Annotated in this window: 18 protein-coding genes; 12 read left to right on the forward strand and 6 right to left on the reverse strand. The window is 52.1% G+C overall.

Annotated elements, in window-relative coordinates; translation table 11 throughout:
• Nucleotides 1–94: 94 nt before the first annotated feature.
• Together phoB and phoR are read left to right on the forward strand one after the other, a co-directional pair.
• Nucleotides 95–784 carry a phosphate response regulator transcription factor PhoB gene (gene phoB / locus ABIC79_RS11210; protein WP_013576682.1) on the forward strand — a complete coding sequence of 230 codons (690 nt, stop codon included), beginning with the start codon at nucleotides 95–97 and terminating at the stop codon, nucleotides 782–784.
• A gap of 22 nt (nucleotides 785–806) precedes the next feature.
• Complete coding sequence (gene phoR, locus ABIC79_RS11215; protein ID WP_112151727.1) at nucleotides 807–2,126, forward strand: phosphate regulon sensor histidine kinase PhoR; 1,320 nt, start codon at nucleotides 807–809, stop codon at nucleotides 2,124–2,126.
• A 33-nt stretch (nucleotides 2,127–2,159) separates the two neighbouring features.
• On the opposite strand, the gene ABIC79_RS11220 is transcribed toward phoR, so the two are convergent.
• Nucleotides 2,160–2,492: a helix-turn-helix domain-containing protein gene (locus ABIC79_RS11220; RefSeq protein WP_013576680.1), complete on the reverse strand. Its 333-nt coding sequence runs from the start codon at nucleotides 2,490–2,492 to the stop codon at nucleotides 2,160–2,162.
• On the reverse strand, nucleotides 2,485–2,880 hold the full coding sequence (locus tag ABIC79_RS11225; protein WP_037036797.1) for a type II toxin-antitoxin system RelE/ParE family toxin: 396 nt from the start codon (nucleotides 2,878–2,880) through the stop codon (nucleotides 2,485–2,487). Before ABIC79_RS11225 ends, ABIC79_RS11220 begins: the two co-directional genes overlap by 8 nt.
• A 270-nt stretch (nucleotides 2,881–3,150) precedes the next feature.
• Between ABIC79_RS11225 and ABIC79_RS11230 the strand changes: the two genes are divergently transcribed.
• The 3 genes from ABIC79_RS11230 (at nucleotide 3,151) to proY (ending at nucleotide 7,605) form a co-directional block, all read left to right on the forward strand.
• Nucleotides 3,151–4,254, forward strand: coding sequence for a cobalamin-independent methionine synthase II family protein (locus tag ABIC79_RS11230; protein WP_013576678.1), 1,104 nt, complete (start codon nucleotides 3,151–3,153; stop codon nucleotides 4,252–4,254).
• 444 nt (nucleotides 4,255–4,698) lie between these two features.
• Nucleotides 4,699–6,018 (forward strand): branched-chain amino acid transport system II carrier protein, encoded by a 1,320-nt coding sequence (gene brnQ, locus ABIC79_RS11235; protein ID WP_013576677.1) that lies wholly within the window; start codon nucleotides 4,699–4,701, stop codon nucleotides 6,016–6,018.
• 162 nt (nucleotides 6,019–6,180) lie between these two features.
• Nucleotides 6,181–7,605, forward strand: a complete 1,425-nt coding sequence (gene proY / locus ABIC79_RS11240) for a proline-specific permease ProY (protein ID WP_015690313.1) — start codon at nucleotides 6,181–6,183, stop codon at nucleotides 7,603–7,605.
• A gap of 127 nt (nucleotides 7,606–7,732) precedes the next feature.
• Here the strand turns inward: proY and ggt are convergent, their stop codons facing one another.
• The 3 genes from ggt to ABIC79_RS11255 form a co-directional block, all read right to left on the reverse strand.
• Nucleotides 7,733–9,484 (reverse strand): gamma-glutamyltransferase, encoded by a 1,752-nt coding sequence (ggt, locus tag ABIC79_RS11245; protein WP_354567157.1) that lies wholly within the window; start codon nucleotides 9,482–9,484, stop codon nucleotides 7,733–7,735.
• A gap of 257 nt (nucleotides 9,485–9,741) precedes the next feature.
• On the reverse strand, nucleotides 9,742–10,344 hold the full coding sequence (locus tag ABIC79_RS11250; RefSeq protein ID WP_013576674.1) for a peroxiredoxin C: 603 nt from the start codon (nucleotides 10,342–10,344) through the stop codon (nucleotides 9,742–9,744).
• Nucleotides 10,345–10,568: 224 nt separating this feature from the next.
• Entirely contained in the window at nucleotides 10,569–11,150 is a 582-nt protein-coding gene (locus ABIC79_RS11255; RefSeq protein WP_013576673.1) for an ACP phosphodiesterase, read from the reverse strand.
• A gap of 134 nt (nucleotides 11,151–11,284) precedes the next feature.
• Between ABIC79_RS11255 and queA the strand changes: the two genes are divergently transcribed.
• From queA to secF, 5 genes are all read left to right on the forward strand, one after another.
• Nucleotides 11,285–12,355 (forward strand): tRNA preQ1(34) S-adenosylmethionine ribosyltransferase-isomerase QueA, encoded by a 1,071-nt coding sequence (queA, locus tag ABIC79_RS11260; RefSeq protein WP_112198140.1) that lies wholly within the window; start codon nucleotides 11,285–11,287, stop codon nucleotides 12,353–12,355.
• A 114-nt stretch (nucleotides 12,356–12,469) separates the two neighbouring features.
• The gene (gene tgt / locus ABIC79_RS11265; RefSeq protein ID WP_013576671.1) at nucleotides 12,470–13,594 is read left to right on the forward strand and encodes a tRNA guanosine(34) transglycosylase Tgt; all 1,125 of its coding nucleotides are present in this window, start codon (nucleotides 12,470–12,472) and stop codon (nucleotides 13,592–13,594) included.
• 161 nt (nucleotides 13,595–13,755) lie between these two features.
• Nucleotides 13,756–14,088 (forward strand): preprotein translocase subunit YajC, encoded by a 333-nt coding sequence (yajC, locus tag ABIC79_RS11270; RefSeq protein WP_013576670.1) that lies wholly within the window; start codon nucleotides 13,756–13,758, stop codon nucleotides 14,086–14,088.
• Between the two features lie 27 nt (nucleotides 14,089–14,115).
• Complete coding sequence (gene secD, locus ABIC79_RS11275; RefSeq protein WP_015690312.1) at nucleotides 14,116–15,963, forward strand: protein translocase subunit SecD; 1,848 nt, start codon at nucleotides 14,116–14,118, stop codon at nucleotides 15,961–15,963.
• A 73-nt stretch (nucleotides 15,964–16,036) separates the two neighbouring features.
• Nucleotides 16,037–16,948, forward strand: coding sequence for a protein translocase subunit SecF (gene secF, locus ABIC79_RS11280; protein WP_049804364.1), 912 nt, complete (start codon nucleotides 16,037–16,039; stop codon nucleotides 16,946–16,948).
• A gap of 81 nt (nucleotides 16,949–17,029) precedes the next feature.
• On the opposite strand, the gene ABIC79_RS11285 is transcribed toward secF, so the two are convergent.
• Entirely contained in the window at nucleotides 17,030–17,593 is a 564-nt protein-coding gene (locus tag ABIC79_RS11285) for a DUF3251 domain-containing protein (protein WP_013576667.1), read from the reverse strand.
• 160 nt (nucleotides 17,594–17,753) lie between these two features.
• Here ABIC79_RS11285 and nrdR point away from each other — a divergent pair, with 160 nt between their 5' ends.
• Together nrdR and ribD are read left to right on the forward strand one after the other, a co-directional pair.
• Nucleotides 17,754–18,203, forward strand: coding sequence for a transcriptional regulator NrdR (gene nrdR, locus ABIC79_RS11290; protein ID WP_013576666.1), 450 nt, complete (start codon nucleotides 17,754–17,756; stop codon nucleotides 18,201–18,203).
• Nucleotides 18,204–18,212: 9 nt separating this feature from the next.
• A complete protein-coding gene (gene ribD, locus ABIC79_RS11295) occupies nucleotides 18,213–19,349 on the forward strand; it encodes a bifunctional diaminohydroxyphosphoribosylaminopyrimidine deaminase/5-amino-6-(5-phosphoribosylamino)uracil reductase RibD (protein ID WP_013576665.1) in 1,137 nt (378 codons plus the stop codon).
• Nucleotides 19,350–19,458 lie beyond the last annotated feature (109 nt).

The raw sequence follows: 19,458 nt of genomic DNA on the forward strand, positions 1-19,458 counted from the left end.
ACCATTCTTTTCATTCATAAATCTGTCACAAAACTGACGCATAATGGCGCCCGCAATCAAATAAAAGATCGCTAACCTATTGGCAGGACCTACGATGGCTAGACGTATATTGGTGGTTGAAGACGAAGCTCCAATCCGTGAAATGGTGTGTTTTGTACTGGAACAAAATGGCTATCAGGCCGTAGAAGCTGAGGATTTTGATTCAGCGATTGGGCAGCTTGTTGAACCTTACCCTGAACTGATCCTGCTTGACTGGATGTTACCTGGCGGTTCCGGTATTCAGTTTATTAAGCATCTTAAACGTGAGGCACTGACCCGCGAAATTCCGGTGATGATGCTGACCGCACGCGGTGAAGAAGAAGATCGGGTGCGCGGCCTTGAAGTGGGTGCCGATGATTACATCACTAAACCGTTTTCTCCGAAAGAACTGGTTGCCCGCATTAAAGCCGTGATGCGTCGCATCTCGCCAATGGCGGTGGAAGAAGTGATCGACATGCAGGGTTTAAGCCTGGATCCGTCGTCTCACCGGGTAATGGCCAACGAGCAGGCGCTCGATATGGGGCCGACCGAATTTAAGTTATTACACTTCTTTATGACCCATTCCGAACGTGTATACAGCCGCGAACAGTTGCTCAATAACGTCTGGGGCACTAACGTTTATGTGGAAGATCGCACGGTTGACGTGCATATTCGTCGTTTACGTAAGGCGCTGGAAACCAGTGGACATGACAGAATGATCCAGACTGTTCGTGGTACCGGATACCGTTTTTCAACGCGTTATTGAGCCCTCACAGCGGAGAATCTGTGTGCTAGAACGTTTGTCATGGAAACGACTGGCGGGTGAATTGTTTCTCTTTTGCCTGCCAGCGTTAATTCTCGGTATCTTCGTCGGCCATTTCGGCTGGCTCCTCCTGGTGTCGCTGATGGCGGCACTGGGCTGGAATTATTACAACCAGCTTAAACTCTCTCACTGGCTGTGGCTCGACCGCAGCATTACGCCACCGAATGGGCGCTGGAGCTGGGAGCCGCTGTTTTACGGGCTGAACCAGATGCAGATACGCAACCGGCGTCGCCGTCGGGAATTAGGTCAGCTCATCAAACGTTTTCGCAGCGGTGCCGAATCGCTGCCGGATGCCGTGGTGCTGACCACTGAAGATGGCAATATTTTCTGGTGTAACGGACTGGCGCAGGATTTGCTCGGTTTCCGCTGGCCGGAAGATAACGGGCAACATATCTTCAACCTGCTGCGTTATCCGGAATTCCGGCTGTGGATCCAGACCCGCGATTTCAGCCGGGCGCTGAATTTACAACTCAATAATGAGCATTATGTCGAATTTCGCGTCATGCCTTATTCCGAAGGACAACTGCTGATGGTGGCACGCGACGTGACCCAGATGCGTCAGCTTGAAGGCGCACGGCGTAACTTCTTCGCTAACGTCAGTCATGAACTGAGAACCCCATTGACGGTATTGCAGGGGTATCTGGAAATGATGGAAGACGCCAAGCTGGAAGAGCCTTTCCGCACTAAAGCGCTGGATACCATGCAGGAACAGACGCGGCGGATGGACGGGCTGGTGAAACAGCTGCTGACGCTGTCGAAAATCGAAGCCTCAGCGAATATTGATTTGCACGAAAAAGTGGATATTCCGGTGATGCTCGGCATGCTCGAACGTGAAGTGCAAACGTTAAGCAACGGCAGGCATGAAGTGGTGTTTCGCGTAAACGACAAGCTGAAGGTCTTTGGTAATGAAGATCAACTGCGCAGCGCGGTGTCGAACCTGGTGTATAACGCGGTTAACCACACGCCAGCGGGGACACGGATTGAAGTCAGCTGGCAACAAACGCCGCATGGCGCACAGTTCCAGATCAGCGACAACGGACCGGGCATTGCGCCGCAGCACCTGCCGCGCCTGACCGAACGTTTCTACCGCGTCGATAAAGCCCGTTCACGTCAGACCGGCGGCAGCGGACTGGGACTGGCAATCGTCAAACATGCGCTCAGCCATCACCACACGAAACTTGAAGTCATGAGTGAAGTCGGCGTCGGTACCCGGTTTATGTTTATGCTGGCGCCGAAGTTGATTGTTCCTCAGGAACAGGCCAGCCAAAGCGGCGTAAAGGGATAAAAATCAAGCCACAGCAACAAGCTGTGGCTTCTTTTAGCAGATGATCTGTAAACCTTTTTCTTCAATTAGCATCAGTAAGATCAGCGCCGCTCCGGTGGGTTTGGTTTCATCCCGCTCCCATTTTTGAATGCTGTTGGCGGACATATTGATGAGTCTTGCCAGTACGCCCTGACTGATTTTTTCTTTCTCACGCAAAGCGCGAATGCGTTCAGCAGAGCTTTCTGCGAAGGCTTTCAGTCTTTCCTCCTGAACGGCTTCATCAACTATTTTGTTAATTTCACGCATCGTGGTTTGTGTTACCACGCCAGATGAATCATGGAAGCGTTGAGCCATCCGCTGCATTTTTAGCAAACGTTCATCAACCATTAGAAATCACCTCTTTAATTAATCCATTTCGAAGTTCTGTTTCGAGTTGAAGCTCTGTGAAGTTGAGCAAATCTTTAGCAATTGCTTTATATAAAGACAGAAGTTTGTCGGGAATTTCATTGCCTTTCTTGCGGACACTATTTTTCAGCCACCCGTCGATATAAAAGATCTTATCTTCAAAACGAAAAGCGATGACTGCCCGGCCAAACCCTGACTTCGATCTCCCTGACGGTGCAATTCTCTTCTTGTAAACGTTGCCGGACAAATCCGCATCAAAAAGTCCGTTTGCCAGTTCATGTGCTGACTTGAGGATATCCTTTTCCGACAGTTTGCTGGCGGTCATGAAGTCGTGAAAATCCTCTGTAACAAAAATACGTAAACAGTTCATGTCATCGTCCCTGGTAAAATAAACTATAGTATTTATTACTACAGATCGCAATGGGGCGAATATTGTCCAGCATCATGAAAAATGATGAAGCGATCATGAACTTTATTCATGTCCCATGAAAATTCCTCTGTTGCCCGTTAACACCCTGCATGACAGTATCTTCTTAAAGACGTTTAGACATCCAGATGTCTAAATATAACGCAGCGTAATTATTTACTTTGTGAATCATTCGCATTTCGCCACCGGCGGGATGTTATTAAGGAGTTCTTCATGCAACGTACAACCCCTCCATTCCGTGCAGACGTCGTTGGCAGTTTCCTGCGTCCGGCGGCGATTAAAGAAGCCCGTAAGCAGTTTCAGGCCGGTGAGATTGATGCCGCGCAACTGCGAGCCGTGGAAGACACCGAAATTCGCCGCGTGGTGGACTTGCAGCGCGAAGCGGGTCTGCAAGTGGTCACTGACGGTGAATTCCGCCGTGCATGGTGGCACTTCGATTTCTTCGAAGGTCTGGAAGGTGTGGAAGGTTACGATGCGGTGCAGGGGATCCAGTTCAACGGCGTACAGACTAAAGCGCGCAGCATTAAAGTGGTCAGCAAGCTCGGTTTCGGCTCGCACCCAATGCTGGAAGATTTCCGTTTCCTGAAAAGCATCAGCGGAAGTGCTGTGCCGAAAATGACCATTCCAAGCCCGAGTGTGATGCATTTCCGCGGTGGCCGTAACGCCATCAGCAAAGAAGTGTATCCGGATCTGAAAGCGTATTTTGACGATCTGGCGCAGGTTTACCGGGATGCGATTAAAGCGTTTTACGATGCCGGTTGCCGTTATCTGCAACTCGATGACACCGTCTGGGCTTATCTGTGTTCTGAAGATCAGAAGAAGCAGATCCGCGAGCGTGGCGATTCTCCGGAAGAGTTAGCACGTACTTACGCTGACGTGCTGAATAAAGCGATTGCAGGTAAACCTGACGATCTGGTGATTGGTCTGCATGTTTGTCGCGGGAACTTCCGTTCCACCTGGATTTCTGAAGGCGGCTATGAACCTGTCGCGGAGATCCTGTTTGGTGGCGTGAACATCGATGCCTTCTTCCTGGAATATGACAACGAGCGCTCCGGTGGCTTCGAACCGCTGCGTTTCATTAAGAAAGGCCATCAGCAGGCGGTTCTGGGATTGATCACCACCAAGTCCGGTGAGCTTGAACTGGCAAAAACCGTGGAATCACGTCTGGCCGAGGCGGCGGAATATCTGGATATCAACCAGATTTGCCTCAGCCCGCAATGTGGTTTTGCGTCAACGGAAGAGGGCAACAGCCTGACCGAAGCGCAGCAGTGGGAAAAACTAAAACTGGTGGTCGATATTGCTGCCCGCGTCTGGTAACCCCTGAAAGAGGTCAAATGATGACCTTGTAAATATGCTGTAAACTGTGCGTGAAATAACCTGAAAGTGGTGATTTCACGCATTTTTAATCTTATCGGAGCATATCTTGTGCTTCATTAGTTCAAAAATCATACATATCATATGGTGTGTTTATCGCAGTATTTAGTGAATATACCTGCCTTGTAACATTAATTTGGTTAAACACTCTGCTTTTTGGATCCCGGCTTGCCTTTATACGCTATAAAAGATTACCTTAGCCCCCGCTGTCGCTCGATACTCCCTGCATAACAACGTAATCATCTGCATATCATCAGGCGTTTTTGCTCACTTCGCTCCTCACATGGGTGCTCTCTGGCTGTTATATGCCATTCATCTTTCTGACGACGTGGCACGACGGCAGCATCGGACACTTTATTCATTTGAACAGGCAACACGACACCCATCATGAGTACTCGTTTAACAAATAAAGATATTCTGGCGCTGGGTTTCATGACCTTCGCCTTATTCGTCGGGGCGGGGAATATTATTTTCCCGCCAATGGTTGGTTTGCAGGCAGGTCATGACGTCTGGTGGGCTGCTGCCGGCTTTATGATCACCGCAGTCGGACTTCCGGTGATGACGGTAATTGCACTCGCACGCGTTGGCGGCGGTGTGGATGCCCTGAGTACGCCAATTGGTCGTGGTGCCGGTATTCTTCTGGCCACTGTGTGTTATCTGGCTGTTGGCCCGCTGTTTGCCACGCCACGCACGGCAACCGTTTCTTTTGAGGTGGGTATCGCACCGATGACCGGTGACGGCCCGCTGCCTCTGCTGATTTATAGCGTGATCTATTTCTCCCTGGTCATCGGCATTTCCCTGTATCCGGGACGTTTGCTTGATACTGTCGGCCATTTCCTCGCGCCGCTGAAAATGGTGGCGCTGGCTGCACTGGGTATTGCTGCCGTACTTTGGCCAGCCGGTTCTCCGATGCCAGCGGTGGATGCTTACCAGACAGTGCCGTTCTCCAGCGGTTTCGTTAACGGCTATCTGACCATGGATACGCTGGGCGCGCTGGTGTTCGGTATTGTTATCGTCAATGCCGCGCGTTCCCGTGGTGTATCTGATGCCAAACTGCTGACCCGTTATACCGTGCTGGCAGGGCTGATTGCCGGTCTGGGTCTGATGCTGGTTTACCTGAGCCTGTTCAAGCTCGGCGAAAACAGCGCTTCACTGGTGCCTGATGCGACCAATGGTGCGATTATTCTGCATGCCTATGTGGCACATACCTTCGGCGGTGTGGGCAGCTTCTTCCTCGGTGCGCTGATTTTCATCGCCTGCATGGTGACGGCGGTTGGCCTGACCTGTGCCTGTGCGGAATTCTTTGCTCAGTATCTGCCACTGTCTTACAAAACACTGGTCTTCATTCTGGGTCTGTTCTCCATGCTGGTGTCCAACCTGGGTCTGAGCCATCTGATTGCGATTTCAGTACCGGTACTGACGGCGATTTATCCGCCTTGTATCGCGCTGGTTGTGCTGAGTTTCACCCTGCGCTGGTGGAACAGCACCACGCGTATCGTGGCGCCGGTCATGCTGGTAAGCCTGGTGTTCGGCATTGTTGATGGTATCAAGGCGTCTGCTTTTGTTGACCTGATGCCAGCCTGGACCGCAAACCTGCCCCTGGCTGCACAAGGTCTTGCCTGGTTACCCCCGTCATTATTAATGCTGGTACTGGTCGGGATTTATGACAAAATCAGCGGCCCGCGCAGCGTAACCGCGCACCAATGATCATCGGGTGAATGTCCGAAGACATAAAAGCATGATCGTCTGACGAATGTTTCGCCAATCAGGCCACGGAAACCCTTTCCGTGGCTTTTTCATTGGCAGGCTAAAAGTCATTTTTTAGAATACGATTTTTGATATTTAAAAAAACAACACGGGTTAATGCACATGCAGCAAGAAGCTGAACAACCAATAGCGCAGAACGAAGCGCCGGGCACGAAGTTAAAACGTGGCCTGACAACGCGCCATATCCGCTTTATGGCACTGGGCTCAGCCATCGGAACTGGTCTGTTTTATGGCTCGGCAGATGCGATTAAAATGGCCGGACCGAGCGTATTGCTGGCGTATCTGGTCGGTGGGATTATCGCGTTTATCATCATGCGTGCTCTCGGTGAGATGTCGGTTAACAACCCGCAGAGCGGTTCATTTTCGCGTTATGCGCAAGATTACCTCGGGCCGATGGCGGGTTACATCACCGGCTGGACGTACTGTTTCGAAATCCTGATCGTCGCCATCGCTGATGTAACCGCGTTCGGCATTTATATGGGTGTCTGGTTCCCTGATGTGCCGCAATGGACCTGGGTGCTCAGCGTGGTGTTGATCATCGGCGCGATCAATCTGGTCAGCGTGAAAGTCTTCGGCGAGCTGGAGTTCTGGTTCTCTTTCTTTAAAGTGCTGACCATCATCATCATGATCGTGGCAGGCTTTGGGATTATCTTCTGGGGTATCGGCAATGGCGGGCAGGCGACCGGTATCCACAATCTGTGGAGTCATGGTGGCTTCTTCAGTCAGGGCATCATGGGGACGATTTTGTCCTTACAACTGGTGATGTTTGCTTACGGCGGCATCGAGATCATCGGGATCACGGCCGGTGAAGCGGAAGACCCAAAGAAATCTATTCCGAAAGCCATCAACTCAGTACCGCTGCGTATTCTGGTATTTTATGTGGGTACGCTGTTTGTGATCATGTCTATTTTCCCGTGGAATCAGGTGGGGACGCAGGGCAGTCCGTTCGTGCTGACTTTCCAGCACATGGGCATTACTGCTGCGGCGACGATCCTGAATTTTGTGGTGATTACCGCGTCGCTTTCTGCCATTAACAGTGATGTGTTCGGCGTGGGCCGTATGCTGCACGGAATGGCAGAGCAGGGGCAGGCACCGAAAATGTTCAGCAAGGTGTCGCGTCTGGGCACGCCGTGGGTCACCGTTCTGGTGATGATGGCGGCACTGCTGGTGGCGGTTTATCTGAACTACGTCATGCCATCGGCTGTGTTTCTGGTGATTGCGTCTCTGGCGACCTTCGCAACGGTCTGGGTGTGGATTATGATCCTGTTCTCGCAGATTGGTTTCCGTCGCAAACTGAGCAAACAACAGGTGAAAGAGCTGGAGTTTCCGCTGCGTGGCGGCGTTTATACCTCGGTGTTCGGTATTATTTTCCTGGTGTTCATCATCGGCCTGATTGGTTACTTCCCGGATACCCGTATTTCGTTGTATGTGGGGATGGTTTGGGTGGTGGCGCTACTGGTCGGTTATGCCTTTAAACGCCGCAACGACCGTAAGAAAGAAGCACTGGCGCTGAGCAATAAAGCGTAAGCAAGCACTTACCTTTCGGTAAATTTTAACGCCCCCGATATCAGATGATATCGGGGGCTTTTTACTACAGGTAAGTGATCGGGGTGAATGAAGGCAGCCAATGCAGAGATAGCTTGAAGGATGCCAGTTAATAACCGATGGCGGCTCCTGCGGGACGTCGCACATCATTCGCGCCATACAGATAACCTTCGCGAACCTTGCCTGACACCGCCGAGTCATTACCTGAGTTCGCCGATGTCACACCGGCCGCACCCGGTAACCCCACCATAATCAGCTCCGTCGCACCCCATGGCGTCTGTTCCACCATTTTGTAACCCATCTTCTGCAGGATATTCAGGCTGTCCTGAGAAACGCCGCGCTGCTCGTAATACACTTCATCCGGCAACCACTGATGATGAATACGTGGCGCATCCACGGCTTCCTGTGGTGCCATGCCGTAATCGATGACATTCAGCGCCGCCTGCAGGGTAATGGTGATGATGCGCGAACCGCCAGGCGATCCCAGAACCATGAAGATTTTACCGTCTTTGGTCACCAGACTCGGGCTCATAGAGGATAGTGGGCGCTTACCGGGGGCGATGGCATTTTTGGTTCCCTGTACCAGACCGTACAGGTTTTTCTCGCCGACTTTGGTGGTGAAGTCATCCATTTCGTCATTCAGGAAGAAGCCGGTGCCCGGTGCAATCACGACAGAACCAAAGCGGCCATTCACTGTGTAGGTGGTGGACACCGCGTTACCCATTTTATCGACGATGGAATAATGCGTGGTTTCCGGTTTCTCGTGCGGTTCCATACCCGGCTGAACGGCAGTGGACGGCGTGGCTTTGTCCGCTTCTATTTTCTTACGGATTTCTTCGGCATAGCTTTTACTGACCAGCCGGTCGATCGGATTTTTCACGAATTCCGGATCGCCGAGATAGGTATTGCGGTCCATATACGCATGGCGCATGGCTTCGGTGAGGATGTGAATCGATGCCGCTGAATTGAAGCCCATGCTCTTCAGGTCATAGCCTTCAACGATGTTAAGGATTTCACACATCGTGACACCGCCGGAGCTTGGCGGTGGCGCTGAGACAAATTTATAACCGCGATAGCTGCAGGTGATCGGGGCGTCTTCGGTGACTTTATAATTCGCGAAATCCGCTGCGGTCAGGATGCCGCCACCTTTTTTAGAGGCCGCTTCGACCGCTGCCGGGATTTTGCCTTTGTAGAACGCATCCGGGCCATGTTTCGATATGGACTCCAGCGTGTTGGCTAAATCGGTTTGTACCAGTTTGTCGCCGGGTTGCAGCGGGCTGCTGTCTTTGCGCAGGAAAATGCGCGCGGCTTCGGGATCTTCTTTGAAGCGTTTGACGGTGGTATCAAGAATATCGGTATCAGCACGGGTCAGTACAAATCCCTGACGGGCGAGTTTAATCGCCGGCGCCATTACCTGCTGGCGCGTCAGTTTGCCGTATTCTTTCTGCACGGTATCCATGCCCAATACCGTACCTGGCACGCCTGCGGCGAGATAGCCATACAGACTGGTCCCTTTCTTCACGTTGCCGTCGGCATCCAGATACATATTGGCACTGGCGGCGGCCGGGGCGGTTTCGCGGAAGTTGATGAAGGTGTCTTTACCGTCGGCAAGATGCACCGTCATGAAGCCTCCGCCACCGATATTGCCACAGCATGGGTTGACGACGGCCTGCGCGTAGCCGACAGCCACGGCAGCATCGATGGCGTTGCCGCCCATTTTCAGAATATCGACGCCGACCTGAGACGCCAGATATTGCGAGGTGACGACCATGCCATTTTTGGCTTCCACCGCGGGATTCGATGCGGCGTACAACGGCAGGCTGGTCAGCATGGCCAGCGCGATGAGTGATTTCCGTAACATAGGGGCTCCTGTCTATTACCCTGTCTTTTGAGTCATAACCTTCAGGTTATTGTGTGATAACGCTTTTTTGTTTTTTCAGTCTGACACTCTTTATGCAAACGGCACGCCATAATGAGACGGTCAGACTATTTTTCAGCGTAGACGTAAATGACCGGGAGCGGGAAGGGAAGGCGGGAAAATGTGATCGTGCCGGATAGCAGGCAAAAAAAAACGGCCAGCGAGGCTGACCGTTATTGACCGTGAAATCCGCTGAAGGATTACAGGTTTGATGCGTTTTCAGACAAATACTTAGCCACGCCATCCGGGGATGCGCCCATGCCTTTTTTGCCTTTTTCCCACTGAGCCGGGCACACTTCGCCGTGCTCTTCGTGGAATTGCAGCGCGTCAACCATACGCAGCATTTCGTCGATGTTACGACCCAGTGGCAGATCGTTAACGACCTGGTGACGAACAACGCCTTCTTTGTCGATCAGGAAAGAGCCGCGCAGTGCAACGCCAGCGTCCGGATGTTCGATACCGTAGGCTTTCTGGATTTCGCGTTTGATGTCAGCAACCATCGCGTACTTAACAGGACCGATGCCGCCTTTCTCTACAGGGGTGTTACGCCATGCGTTGTGAACGAACTCGGAATCGAAGGAGACGCCTACCACTTCTACGCCACGATTCTGGAATTCTTCGTAACGGTGATCGAAAGCGATCAGTTCAGAAGGACAGACGAAAGTGAAGTCCATTGGCCAGAAGAAGATAACAGTAGGTTTGCCTGCAGTGTGTTTTTTGAAGTTGAAGTTTTCAACTACTTCGCCGCTGCCCAGTACTGCTGCTGCGGTGAAGTCAGGGGCTGGACGAGTTACCAGAACCATATTATTACTCCTTATGAAACCCTTCCGGGCGTCGTAGGTGAGAAGGAAAGGGTGAACAAAACGACTGCCAGTATAGGGGCAACCTTCGGGTGAATAAACCCCATCGCACCAATCAATCAGATAGCATCCGGCTATCAGTCTTTGAAGTAAGTCTCAAACTTTTTAACAACTACTTCTTGTCTTGCAGAGAATTGCGGGGTAATCCACAAAATGAAGGGTATTTGTCAGATTTGCCGGTCTCTCGCCTGTTGCATCATCACCGGATAAAACTGCCAGAACAGTTGCTCGAGGGCGTCGTAATTGAGTTCGATATCATGGAAAGAGCCGGTCAGGGCGGCAAGTTTTGGCCGCCGGTTAGCCATACCGCGCAATACGTCGCCAATAAAAGGCAGCACCGCGTAACGTTCCATCCAGCGTTCAGGCCAGAGATAAGCGTTCAGATTTTGGAAACGTTCCGGCATTTCAGGTAACTGAGGTTCAATTTCCTGCTGACAGCCGTCAAGAAAATCTTCCAGTGATTGCTGCGGATGAATGCTGGCCCAGTGACGGGAAAGGAAGTGATCCCAGACGACATCGAGCGTTATCGGTGCGACGCGGCGAAAATCTTCACGGAAATAACTGCGGGCAATTTTCACTTCCGGCAGTGAATCGGTCATGACATCCACGCGGCGGTGCATGCGGATGCCGCTGACGATCTCATCAGAGAACTGACCGTCAGGATTGCCGCGAACGAAGTCTGCCAGCAGATTTCCGGTCAGTGAACTTTTGGCCAGTGAGGCCAGATGGAGGTGGGCTAAAAAATTCATTCGCGAAGTATAACGCAGGAAAGTTGATCTCCGACAGGGCAGCGGATGCCTTTATTCGCGCAGAAGCTTGCAGGGGATGCCCCGTCCCACTAGACTAAGCCGCCTGTTTTTGTCGTTAAGTGAAGTGAAAAACCATGCGTGTTGCCGATTTTTCTTTTGAACTCCCTGAATCCCTGATTGCCCGCTATCCGCAGACCCAGCGCAGCGGCTGTCGTTTGTTGTCTCTGGACGGGCCAAGCGGTGAGTTAACGCACGGCGTGTTCACTGATATTCTCGATAAAATTCATCCCGGCGATTTGCTGGTATTTAACAATACCCGCGTGATCCCGGCTCGTGTGTTTGGCCGCAAGGTCAGCGGCGGTAAAATTGAAGTGCTGGTTGAGCGCGTGCTGGATTCACACCGCGTTCTGGCCCATGTGCGTGCGTCCAAATCGCCAAAACCGGGCGCAGAACTGCTGCTCGGTGATAAAGAAGATATTAAAGCGACGATGGTGGCGCGCCACGATACGCTGTTTGAGCTGGAATTTAATGAAGATCGTGATGTCTTTACTCTGCTCAACGAAATCGGCCATATGCCGCTGCCGCCGTATATTGACCGTCCTGATGAAGATGCCGACCGTGAACTGTATCAGACCGTCTACAGCGAACGCCCGGGTGCGGTAGCTGCGCCCACCGCTGGCTTGCATTTCGATGAGCCGCTGATGGATGCGTTGAAAGCCAAAGGCGTGGAGTTCGCTTTTGTGACGCTGCATGTGGGGGCAGGCACCTTCCAGCCGGTTCGTGTGGACACCATTGAAGACCACATCATGCATGCTGAGTATGCCGAAGTGCCTCAGGACGTTGTGGATGCGGTGCTGGCCTGCAAAGCGCGTGGCAATAACGTGGTGGCCGTGGGAACAACCTCTGTGCGTTCGCTGGAAAGTGCAGCGAAGGCCAGTGAAGATGCACTGATTGCGCCATTCTTCGGCGATACCAAGATTTTCATTTATCCGGGCTATCACTATCAGGTAATTGATTCCCTGATCACGAATTTCCATCTGCCGGAATCGACGCTGATCATGCTGGTGTCGGCGTTTGCCGGGTATAAAAATACCATGAATGCTTACCATCAGGCGGTGGCTGAGCAGTACCGTTTCTTCAGTTATGGTGATGCGATGTTCATCAACCGTAACCCGCTGGCGCCGCAGGAAGTGGTCGGCCAGTAACCTTGAGTTAATAATTACCGGCCTGGTCGCACCCGGTGCATCCGGGCTTTCTCTTCCGGGCGTCATGCCACGGATTTAACCTCATCAGACTGTTTCTCTGATGCTGGAGGCAATGTGAAGTACGAATTAAGCACGACCGATGGCCGCGCACGTCGCGGGCGTCTGATCTTTGAACGTGGCGTGGTCGAAACCCCGGCATTTATGCCAGTGGGCACTTACGGCACCGTAAAAGGCATGACCCCGGAAGAAGTCAAAGACACCGGTGCACAGATTTTGCTGGGCAACACTTTCCACCTGTGGCTGCGTCCGGGGCAGGAAATCATGAAACTGCATGGCGATCTGCATGATTTTATGAACTGGCATGGCCCGATCCTCACCGATTCAGGTGGCTTCCAGGTGTTCAGCCTGGGCGCGATGCGTAAAATCAAAGAAGAGGGTGTGCATTTCCGTAACCCGATCAACGGTGACCCGGTGTTCCTTAGTCCGGAAAAATCCATGGAAATCCAAAACGATCTGGGTTCCGACATCGTAATGATCTTCGATGAATGTACGCCATATCCTGCTGACTGGGATTATGCAAAACGCTCGATGGAGATGTCTTTGCGTTGGGCAAAACGCAGTCGCGATCGCTTCAACGAGTTGAATAATAAGAATGCTTTGTTCGGGATTATTCAGGGCAGCGTTTACGAAGATTTACGAGATGTATCATTAAAAGGGCTGGTAGATATCGGCTTTGATGGTTACGCTGTGGGCGGCCTGGCAGTGGGCGAGCCGAAGGAAGACATGCACCGTATTCTGGAGCACGTTTGTCCGCAAATTCCGGAAGACAAACCTCGCTATCTGATGGGTGTCGGTAAACCGGAAGATCTGGTTGAAGGCGTGCGTCGCGGTATCGATATGTTTGACTGCGTGATGCCAACGCGTAACGCGCGTAACGGTCACCTGTTTGTCACTGACGGCATCGTAAAAATCCGTAATGCCAAGCATAAAGATGATACGTCGACGCTGGATGAACATTGTGATTGTTACACATGTCGCAATTATAGCCGTGCCTACTTGCATCATCTTGACCGTTGCAACGAAATTCTCGGTGCGCGGCTAAACACGATCCATAATCTGCGCTATTACCAGCGTCTGATGGCCGGTTTACGCCAGGCTATCGAAGAGGGTAAATTAGAAGCGTTTGTGACAGACTTCTACGAGCGTAAAGGCAAGCCTGTTCCGCCTTTAAACTTCTGATTTCTTTCTCGTGTCGGCATCTTCGAAAGAGGGTGCCGATTTTATAATTTCTTGGACCGGCATTATGGGGTATTGTGCGAGACGTTTCATCGCAGACTCCGGGTCGGATTCTCGGTTTGTTTTACATCAATTTGCTTCACAACAACAATGAGGGAATTTAAATGAGTCTTTTCATTTCCGATGCAGTCGCAGCGACCGGCGCACCGTCACAGGGAAGTCCTTACTCTCTGGTTATCATGCTGGTGGTTTTTGGTCTGATTTTCTATTTCATGATCCTGCGCCCGCAGCAGAAACGTTCTAAAGAACACAAAAAACTGATGGACTCTATCGGTAAAGGTGACGAAGTCATGACCACGGGTGGCCTGATTGGTCGCGTAACCAAAGTAGCCGAAACCGGTTATGTGGTTATCGCACTGAACGACACTAACGAAGTGATGATCAAACGTGACTTCGTGGCAGCAGTTCTGCCAAAAGGCACGATGAAGTCTATCTAATTTTCGATTTTCCCGAAGGGAACTGCCGTGTTAAACCGTTATCCTGCGTGGAAGTATCTGATGTTGATCGTTGTGGTCATCGTCGGGCTGCTTTATGCACTTCCCAACCTTTATGGTGAGGATCCGGCTGTTCAAATCACTGGTGCTCGGGGTTCCGACGCCAGTGAAGCAACGCTGGACCAAGTCCGTAACGTATTAGATCAAAGCAAAATCCAGATCAAATCAGTTGCTCTGGAGAATGGCGCTATTCTTGCCCGTTTTAACGACACGGATGTACAGCTTCGTGCACGTGAAGCGCTGACTGAAGCGTTGGGCGACAAGTTTGTTATTGCACTGAACCTCGCGCCGGCAACGCCGCGCTGGTTGAGCATGCTGGGCGCTGAGCCGATGAAGCTGGGCCTCGACTTGCGTGGGGGTGTTCACTTCCTGATGGAAGTGGATATGGATACCGCGCTGAGTAAGCTGCAAGAGCAGACGATGGACAATATGCGCAGCGACCTGCGCGACAAGAATATTCCTTATGCCACGGTGCGTAAGCTCGACAACTATGGCGTTGAAGTGCGTTTCCGCGATGCTGCTACCCGTGATTCTGCGGTCAGCTACCTGAGCCCACGTCACCGCGATTTAGTGATCACTAACAGTGGCGACAATGCTATCCGTGTAGTGATGACTGATGCTCGCCTGAGTGAAGCCCGCGAGTATGCCGTTCAGCAAAACATCACCATCCTGCGTAACCGTGTAAACCAATTGGGTGTCGCCGAGCCGCTGGTACAGCGCCAGGGTGCTGACCGTATCGTGGTTGAGTTACCGGGTATTCAGGATACTGCGCGCGCTAAAGAAATTTTGGGCGCGACCGCGACACTGGAATTCCGTCTGGTTAACACCAATGTAGATGCTTCTGCTGCTTCAACCGGTCGTGTGCCGGGCGACAGCGAAGTCAAAAACATGCGTGATGGCCGTCCGGTTGTTCTGTACAAACGCGTGATCCTGACCGGTGACCACATCACTGATTCCACATCCAGCATGGATGAGTACAATCAGCCGCAGGTTAACATCTCTCTCGACAGCGCTGGTGGTAACGCCATGTCTAACTTCACTAAGGATAACATCGGTAAACCGATGGCAACCTTGTTCGTGGAGTACAAAGACAGCGGTAAGAAAGATGCCAATGGCCGTGCGATTCTGGCGAAGCAGGAAGAAGTTATCAACGTGGCGACCATTCAGTCACGCCTGGGTAACAGCTTCCGTATCACCGGGGTGAACGATCCGAATGAAGCCCGCCAGTTGTCCCTTCTGTTGCGCGCCGGTGCGTTGATCGCGCCAATTCAGATAGTTGAAGAGCGTACTATCGGCCCGACCTTAGGGATGCAAAACATCACTCAGGGTCTGGAAGCGTGCTTGTGGGGTCTGGTGGCATCCATTCTGTTCATGGTGGTTTGGTACCGTAAGTTCGGCATTATCGCTACGACAGCGCTGGTTGCTAACCTGATCCTGATTGTCGGGATCATGTCTCTGCTGCCTGGTGCGACGCTGACCATGCCGGGTATTGCCGGTATCGTCCTGACGCTGGCGGTGGCCGTCGACGCCAACGTACTGATAAACGAACGTATCAAGGAAGAGCTGAAGAACGGACGTTCCGTTCAGCAGGCGATTCATGAAGGCTATAAAGGCGCGTTCTCAAGTATCGTTGATGCCAACATTACGACCCTGATCACGGCAATTATTCTTTATGCAGTGGGTACCGGTTCGATTAAAGGCTTTGCTATCACCACCGCTATCGGTGTGGCAACCTCGATGTTTACGTCGATCGTGGGGACCCGTGCCATCGTGAACCTGGTTTACGGCGGCAAACGCATTAAAAAGCTGTCTATCTGAGGAGTGCGTTGTGGCACAGCAACAACCATATACTGTTGAACAACTGAACTACGGCCGTAAAGTCATCGACTTTATGCGCTGGGACAACGTGGCCTTCTGTATTTCAGGCCTGTTGTTTATCGCATCCGTTGCGATTATGGGTGTTCGCGGGTTCAACTGGGGTCTGGATTTCACCGGCGGTACCGTCATTGAAATCAGCCTTAGCCAGCCCGCTAACCTGGACGTAATGCGTGCCGATCTGGAAAAAGCAGGATTCAAGGATCCTGTGGTTCAGAACTTCGGTAGCAGCCGTGATGTGATGGTTCGTCTTCCACCTGTATCGGGTAATGCCGGTCAGGAACTGGGAAATAAAGTCCTTAGCCTGGTGAACGCGGATATCGATAAAGACGCGACCGTGAAACGTGTCGAGTTTGTCGGCCCGAGCGTGGGGAGTGATCTGGCGCAGGCTGGTGGCATGGCCCTGCTGATGGCGTTGATCTGTATCCTGATTTACGTCGGTTTCCGTTTTGAATGGCGACTGGCGCTGGGGGCGGTAATCGCACTGGCGCACGACGTGATCATCACCATGGGCGTATTGTCACTGTTCAGGATCGAAATTGATCTGACCATCATCGCGTCCCTGATGTCAGTTATCGGCTACTCGCTGAATGACTCCATCGTGGTATCGGACCGTATTCGTGAAAACTTCCGCAAAATTCGTCGCGGGAACTCTTACGAAATCATGAACGTGTCCCTGACCCAGACGTTAAGCCGTACCATTATGACTTCAGCGACCACGCTGATGGTGGTACTGATGCTCTATATCTTTGGCGGTGCGTTGCTGGAAGGCTTCTCACTGACCATGCTGATTGGTGTGTCGATTGGTACGGTTTCGTCCATCTACGTGGCGTCCGCGCTGGCTCTGAAACTGGGCATGAAGCGTGAACACATGCTGCAGCAGAAAGTGGAAAAAGAGGGCGCTGATCAGCCTTCCATTCTTCCGTAAGTTGCCGATGGTTGTCCCGTTCGGAAAAGAAAACAAAAACCCCGCAATGCGGGGTTTTTTTTCATCTGCAACTCGTTGTCTTTACCTGGTAACGACGGGCTGTGCCTGCGGTGTCGCCACAATATTATGCAGGTGAACAAATCCCAGAGTTTCGACAGTGACCTGATTAAATTTCACATCGACCGTTTTCACCGGGCCTGGCAAGAGATCTGGCTCGACGCTAATGGTCTGGGTTTGCATATCAACAGTCAGCGGTTTGCCCGTGACCGGGTCGAGCTGCCCCCAGCTCAGGGAAGCCGTAAACGGCGGCAATGGCTGGCCCGCAGTGTTTTTGATTTCCAGCACGGCCTGTACGCCGCTGGCATCCGGGGCGACGCGGATCAACTGAACACTTAATTCACCAATATTACTTTTCAGCAAGGCGGCACTTTTGGCTGCAGGTAACAAATAGACACCATTATTTGACTGGCGGTTGAGCGTGGTTTGCTGCTCCAGCGCGATGGCCAGATCCGTCAGGTGTTGCAGTTTTTGATTGAGCTGACCGACTTCTGTTTTCAGCTCCGGGATTTGTGAATTTTGCGTCGCGCAACCCGTCAGGCTGAACAATGCGGCGCAGACCAGCAAAAGGCGTGGGTGTTTTGTCATATCAGAGACTTCCTTTCATCTGCCCGTTGAAACATTCCGTCCGGGCACCAATATTGATAGTTAAGTTTAACCCGATGTCGATGAAAGTAGCGACAGCCTTTGTTGTCGGCAAACTTCGGGTTAAACTAATGTCCAATTGAGTTCGCGATCAGGAAGTGCTATGCATTGCCCATTTTGTGCCGCTGTTGATACTAAAGTCATCGATTCCCGTCTGGTAGGCGATGGATCGCAGGTTCGCCGTCGCCGTCAGTGTCTGGTGTGCCATGAACGTTTCACCACGTTTGAAGTGGCGGAACTGGTGATGCCTCGCGTCATTAAAAGCAATGAAGTTCGTGAACCGTTCAACGAAGACAAACTTCGCAGTGGCTTTCTGAAAGCACTGGAAAAACGCCCGGTCAGTTCCGATGACGTCGAAACGGCCATCAGCCACATTAAGTCGCAATTGCGCGCGACCGGTGAGCGTGAAATTCCGGCCAAAATGATCGGCAATCTGGTAATGGACGCCCTGAAAGGGCTGGATAAAGTCGCCTATATCCGCTTTGCATCGGTGTATCGCAGTTTCGAAGATATTCGTGAGTTTGGTGAAGAAATCGCCCGTCTTCAGGATTAAGGAAAGCTGATGTCGCCTGACCAACAAGTTGCCGAAAACCCTACCGATGAACACTACATGGCGCGGGCTTTCGAGCTGGCGCGTCGCGGGCGTTTCACCACGACACCTAATCCCAACGTCGGTTGTGTCATTGTATTAAATGGCGAAATCGTCGGTGAGGGCTATCATTTGCGTGCCGGTGAACCGCATGCTGAAGTCCACGCATTACGCATGGCAGGTGAGAAAGCGAAAGGGGCGACAGCCTACGTGACGCTGGAGCCGTGCAGTCATCATGGTCGCACGCCGCCGTGTGCCGATGCATTACTGGCAGCAGGTGTTGCCCGTGTTGTCGCCGCGATGCAGGATCCTAACCCAGAAGTCGCGGGGCGTGGTTTATACCGCCTCAAACAAAACGGCGTGGATGTCAGTCACGGGCTGATGCATCCGCAGGCTGAAGCCGTGAATCTGGGGTTCCTGAAACGAATGCGGACCGGTTTCCCGTATGTTCAGCTCAAAATGGGCGCGTCTTTAGATGGCAGAACTGCGATGGCCTCGGGCGAAAGCCAGTGGATCACCTCGGCTGCCGCCCGTGCTGATGTTCAGCGTTTTCGCGCTGAAAGCTCGGCGATTCTGAGCACCAGTGCCACTGTTCTCGCGGATAATCCCTCGCTGAATGTACGCTGGAGCGAACTGGGCAGTGAGGTGCAGGCGATTTATCCCGAGGAAAATCTGCGTCAACCGCTGCGGGTTATTCTCGACAGTCAGAATCGCGTGACGCCACAGCATCAGGTGGTGAATTTACCCGGTGAAGTCTGGCTGGCGCGGCTGGAAGCTGACACGCAAGTCTGGCCGGGATCCGTCGAGCAATGGCGTGTGGCCGGGCGCGACAACCGTATTGATCTGGTTCTGCTGATGATGCAACTGGCGAAACGGCAGATAAATTCCATCTGGGTGGAAGCCGGTGCACAACTGGCCGGTGCCTTATTACAAGCCGGTCTGGTTGATGAATTAATCGTTTATATGGCGCCTAAGTTATTGGGCGATAATGGCCGCGCACTGTGTGAACTGCCAGGATTGCAGCATTTGGCGGATGCCCCTGAATTTGTTTTCAATGATATCCGTCAGGTCGGCTCTGACTTACGTTTGCGCCTGAAACCGGTGTATTGAGAATTTTACTCCTCCCTGCGGAATGACTTTAAAAGCGCATGTCCAGACAGGGTAATTTTATGATAGAATCCGCCCCCCTGCGGCTGGGGTTGAGAAACTCCTGAACCCA

It is taken from the genome of Rahnella sp. 2050 (assembly GCF_040544515.1).
Lineage (GTDB): Bacteria > Pseudomonadota > Gammaproteobacteria > Enterobacterales > Enterobacteriaceae > Rahnella > Rahnella aceris.

Excerpts from the sequence above, each read along its gene's own strand:
- ABIC79_RS11230 (WP_013576678.1), top strand. The coding sequence starts at position 3,151 with ATGCAACGTACAACCCCTCCATTCCGTGCAGACGTCGTTGGCAGTTTC.
- secF (WP_049804364.1), top strand. The coding sequence starts at position 16,037 with ATGCGCTGGGACAACGTGGCCTTCTGTATTTCAGGCCTGTTGTTTATC.
- ABIC79_RS11255 (WP_013576673.1), bottom strand. The coding sequence starts at position 11,150 with ATGAATTTTTTAGCCCACCTCCATCTGGCCTCACTGGCCAAAAGTTCA.
- proY (WP_015690313.1), top strand. The coding sequence starts at position 6,181 with ATGCAGCAAGAAGCTGAACAACCAATAGCGCAGAACGAAGCGCCGGGC.
- ABIC79_RS11220 (WP_013576680.1), bottom strand. The coding sequence starts at position 2,492 with ATGGTTGATGAACGTTTGCTAAAAATGCAGCGGATGGCTCAACGCTTC.
- queA (WP_112198140.1), top strand. The coding sequence starts at position 11,285 with ATGCGTGTTGCCGATTTTTCTTTTGAACTCCCTGAATCCCTGATTGCC.
- ABIC79_RS11285 (WP_013576667.1), bottom strand. The coding sequence starts at position 17,593 with ATGACAAAACACCCACGCCTTTTGCTGGTCTGCGCCGCATTGTTCAGC.
- nrdR (WP_013576666.1), top strand. The coding sequence starts at position 17,754 with ATGCATTGCCCATTTTGTGCCGCTGTTGATACTAAAGTCATCGATTCC.
- ABIC79_RS11250 (WP_013576674.1), bottom strand. The coding sequence starts at position 10,344 with ATGGTTCTGGTAACTCGTCCAGCCCCTGACTTCACCGCAGCAGCAGTA.
- brnQ (WP_013576677.1), top strand. The coding sequence starts at position 4,699 with ATGAGTACTCGTTTAACAAATAAAGATATTCTGGCGCTGGGTTTCATG.
- phoB (WP_013576682.1), top strand. The coding sequence starts at position 95 with ATGGCTAGACGTATATTGGTGGTTGAAGACGAAGCTCCAATCCGTGAA.
- ggt (WP_354567157.1), bottom strand. The coding sequence starts at position 9,484 with ATGTTACGGAAATCACTCATCGCGCTGGCCATGCTGACCAGCCTGCCG.
- ribD (WP_013576665.1), top strand. The coding sequence starts at position 18,213 with ATGTCGCCTGACCAACAAGTTGCCGAAAACCCTACCGATGAACACTAC.
- yajC (WP_013576670.1), top strand. The coding sequence starts at position 13,756 with ATGAGTCTTTTCATTTCCGATGCAGTCGCAGCGACCGGCGCACCGTCA.
- ABIC79_RS11225 (WP_037036797.1), bottom strand. The coding sequence starts at position 2,880 with ATGAACTGTTTACGTATTTTTGTTACAGAGGATTTTCACGACTTCATG.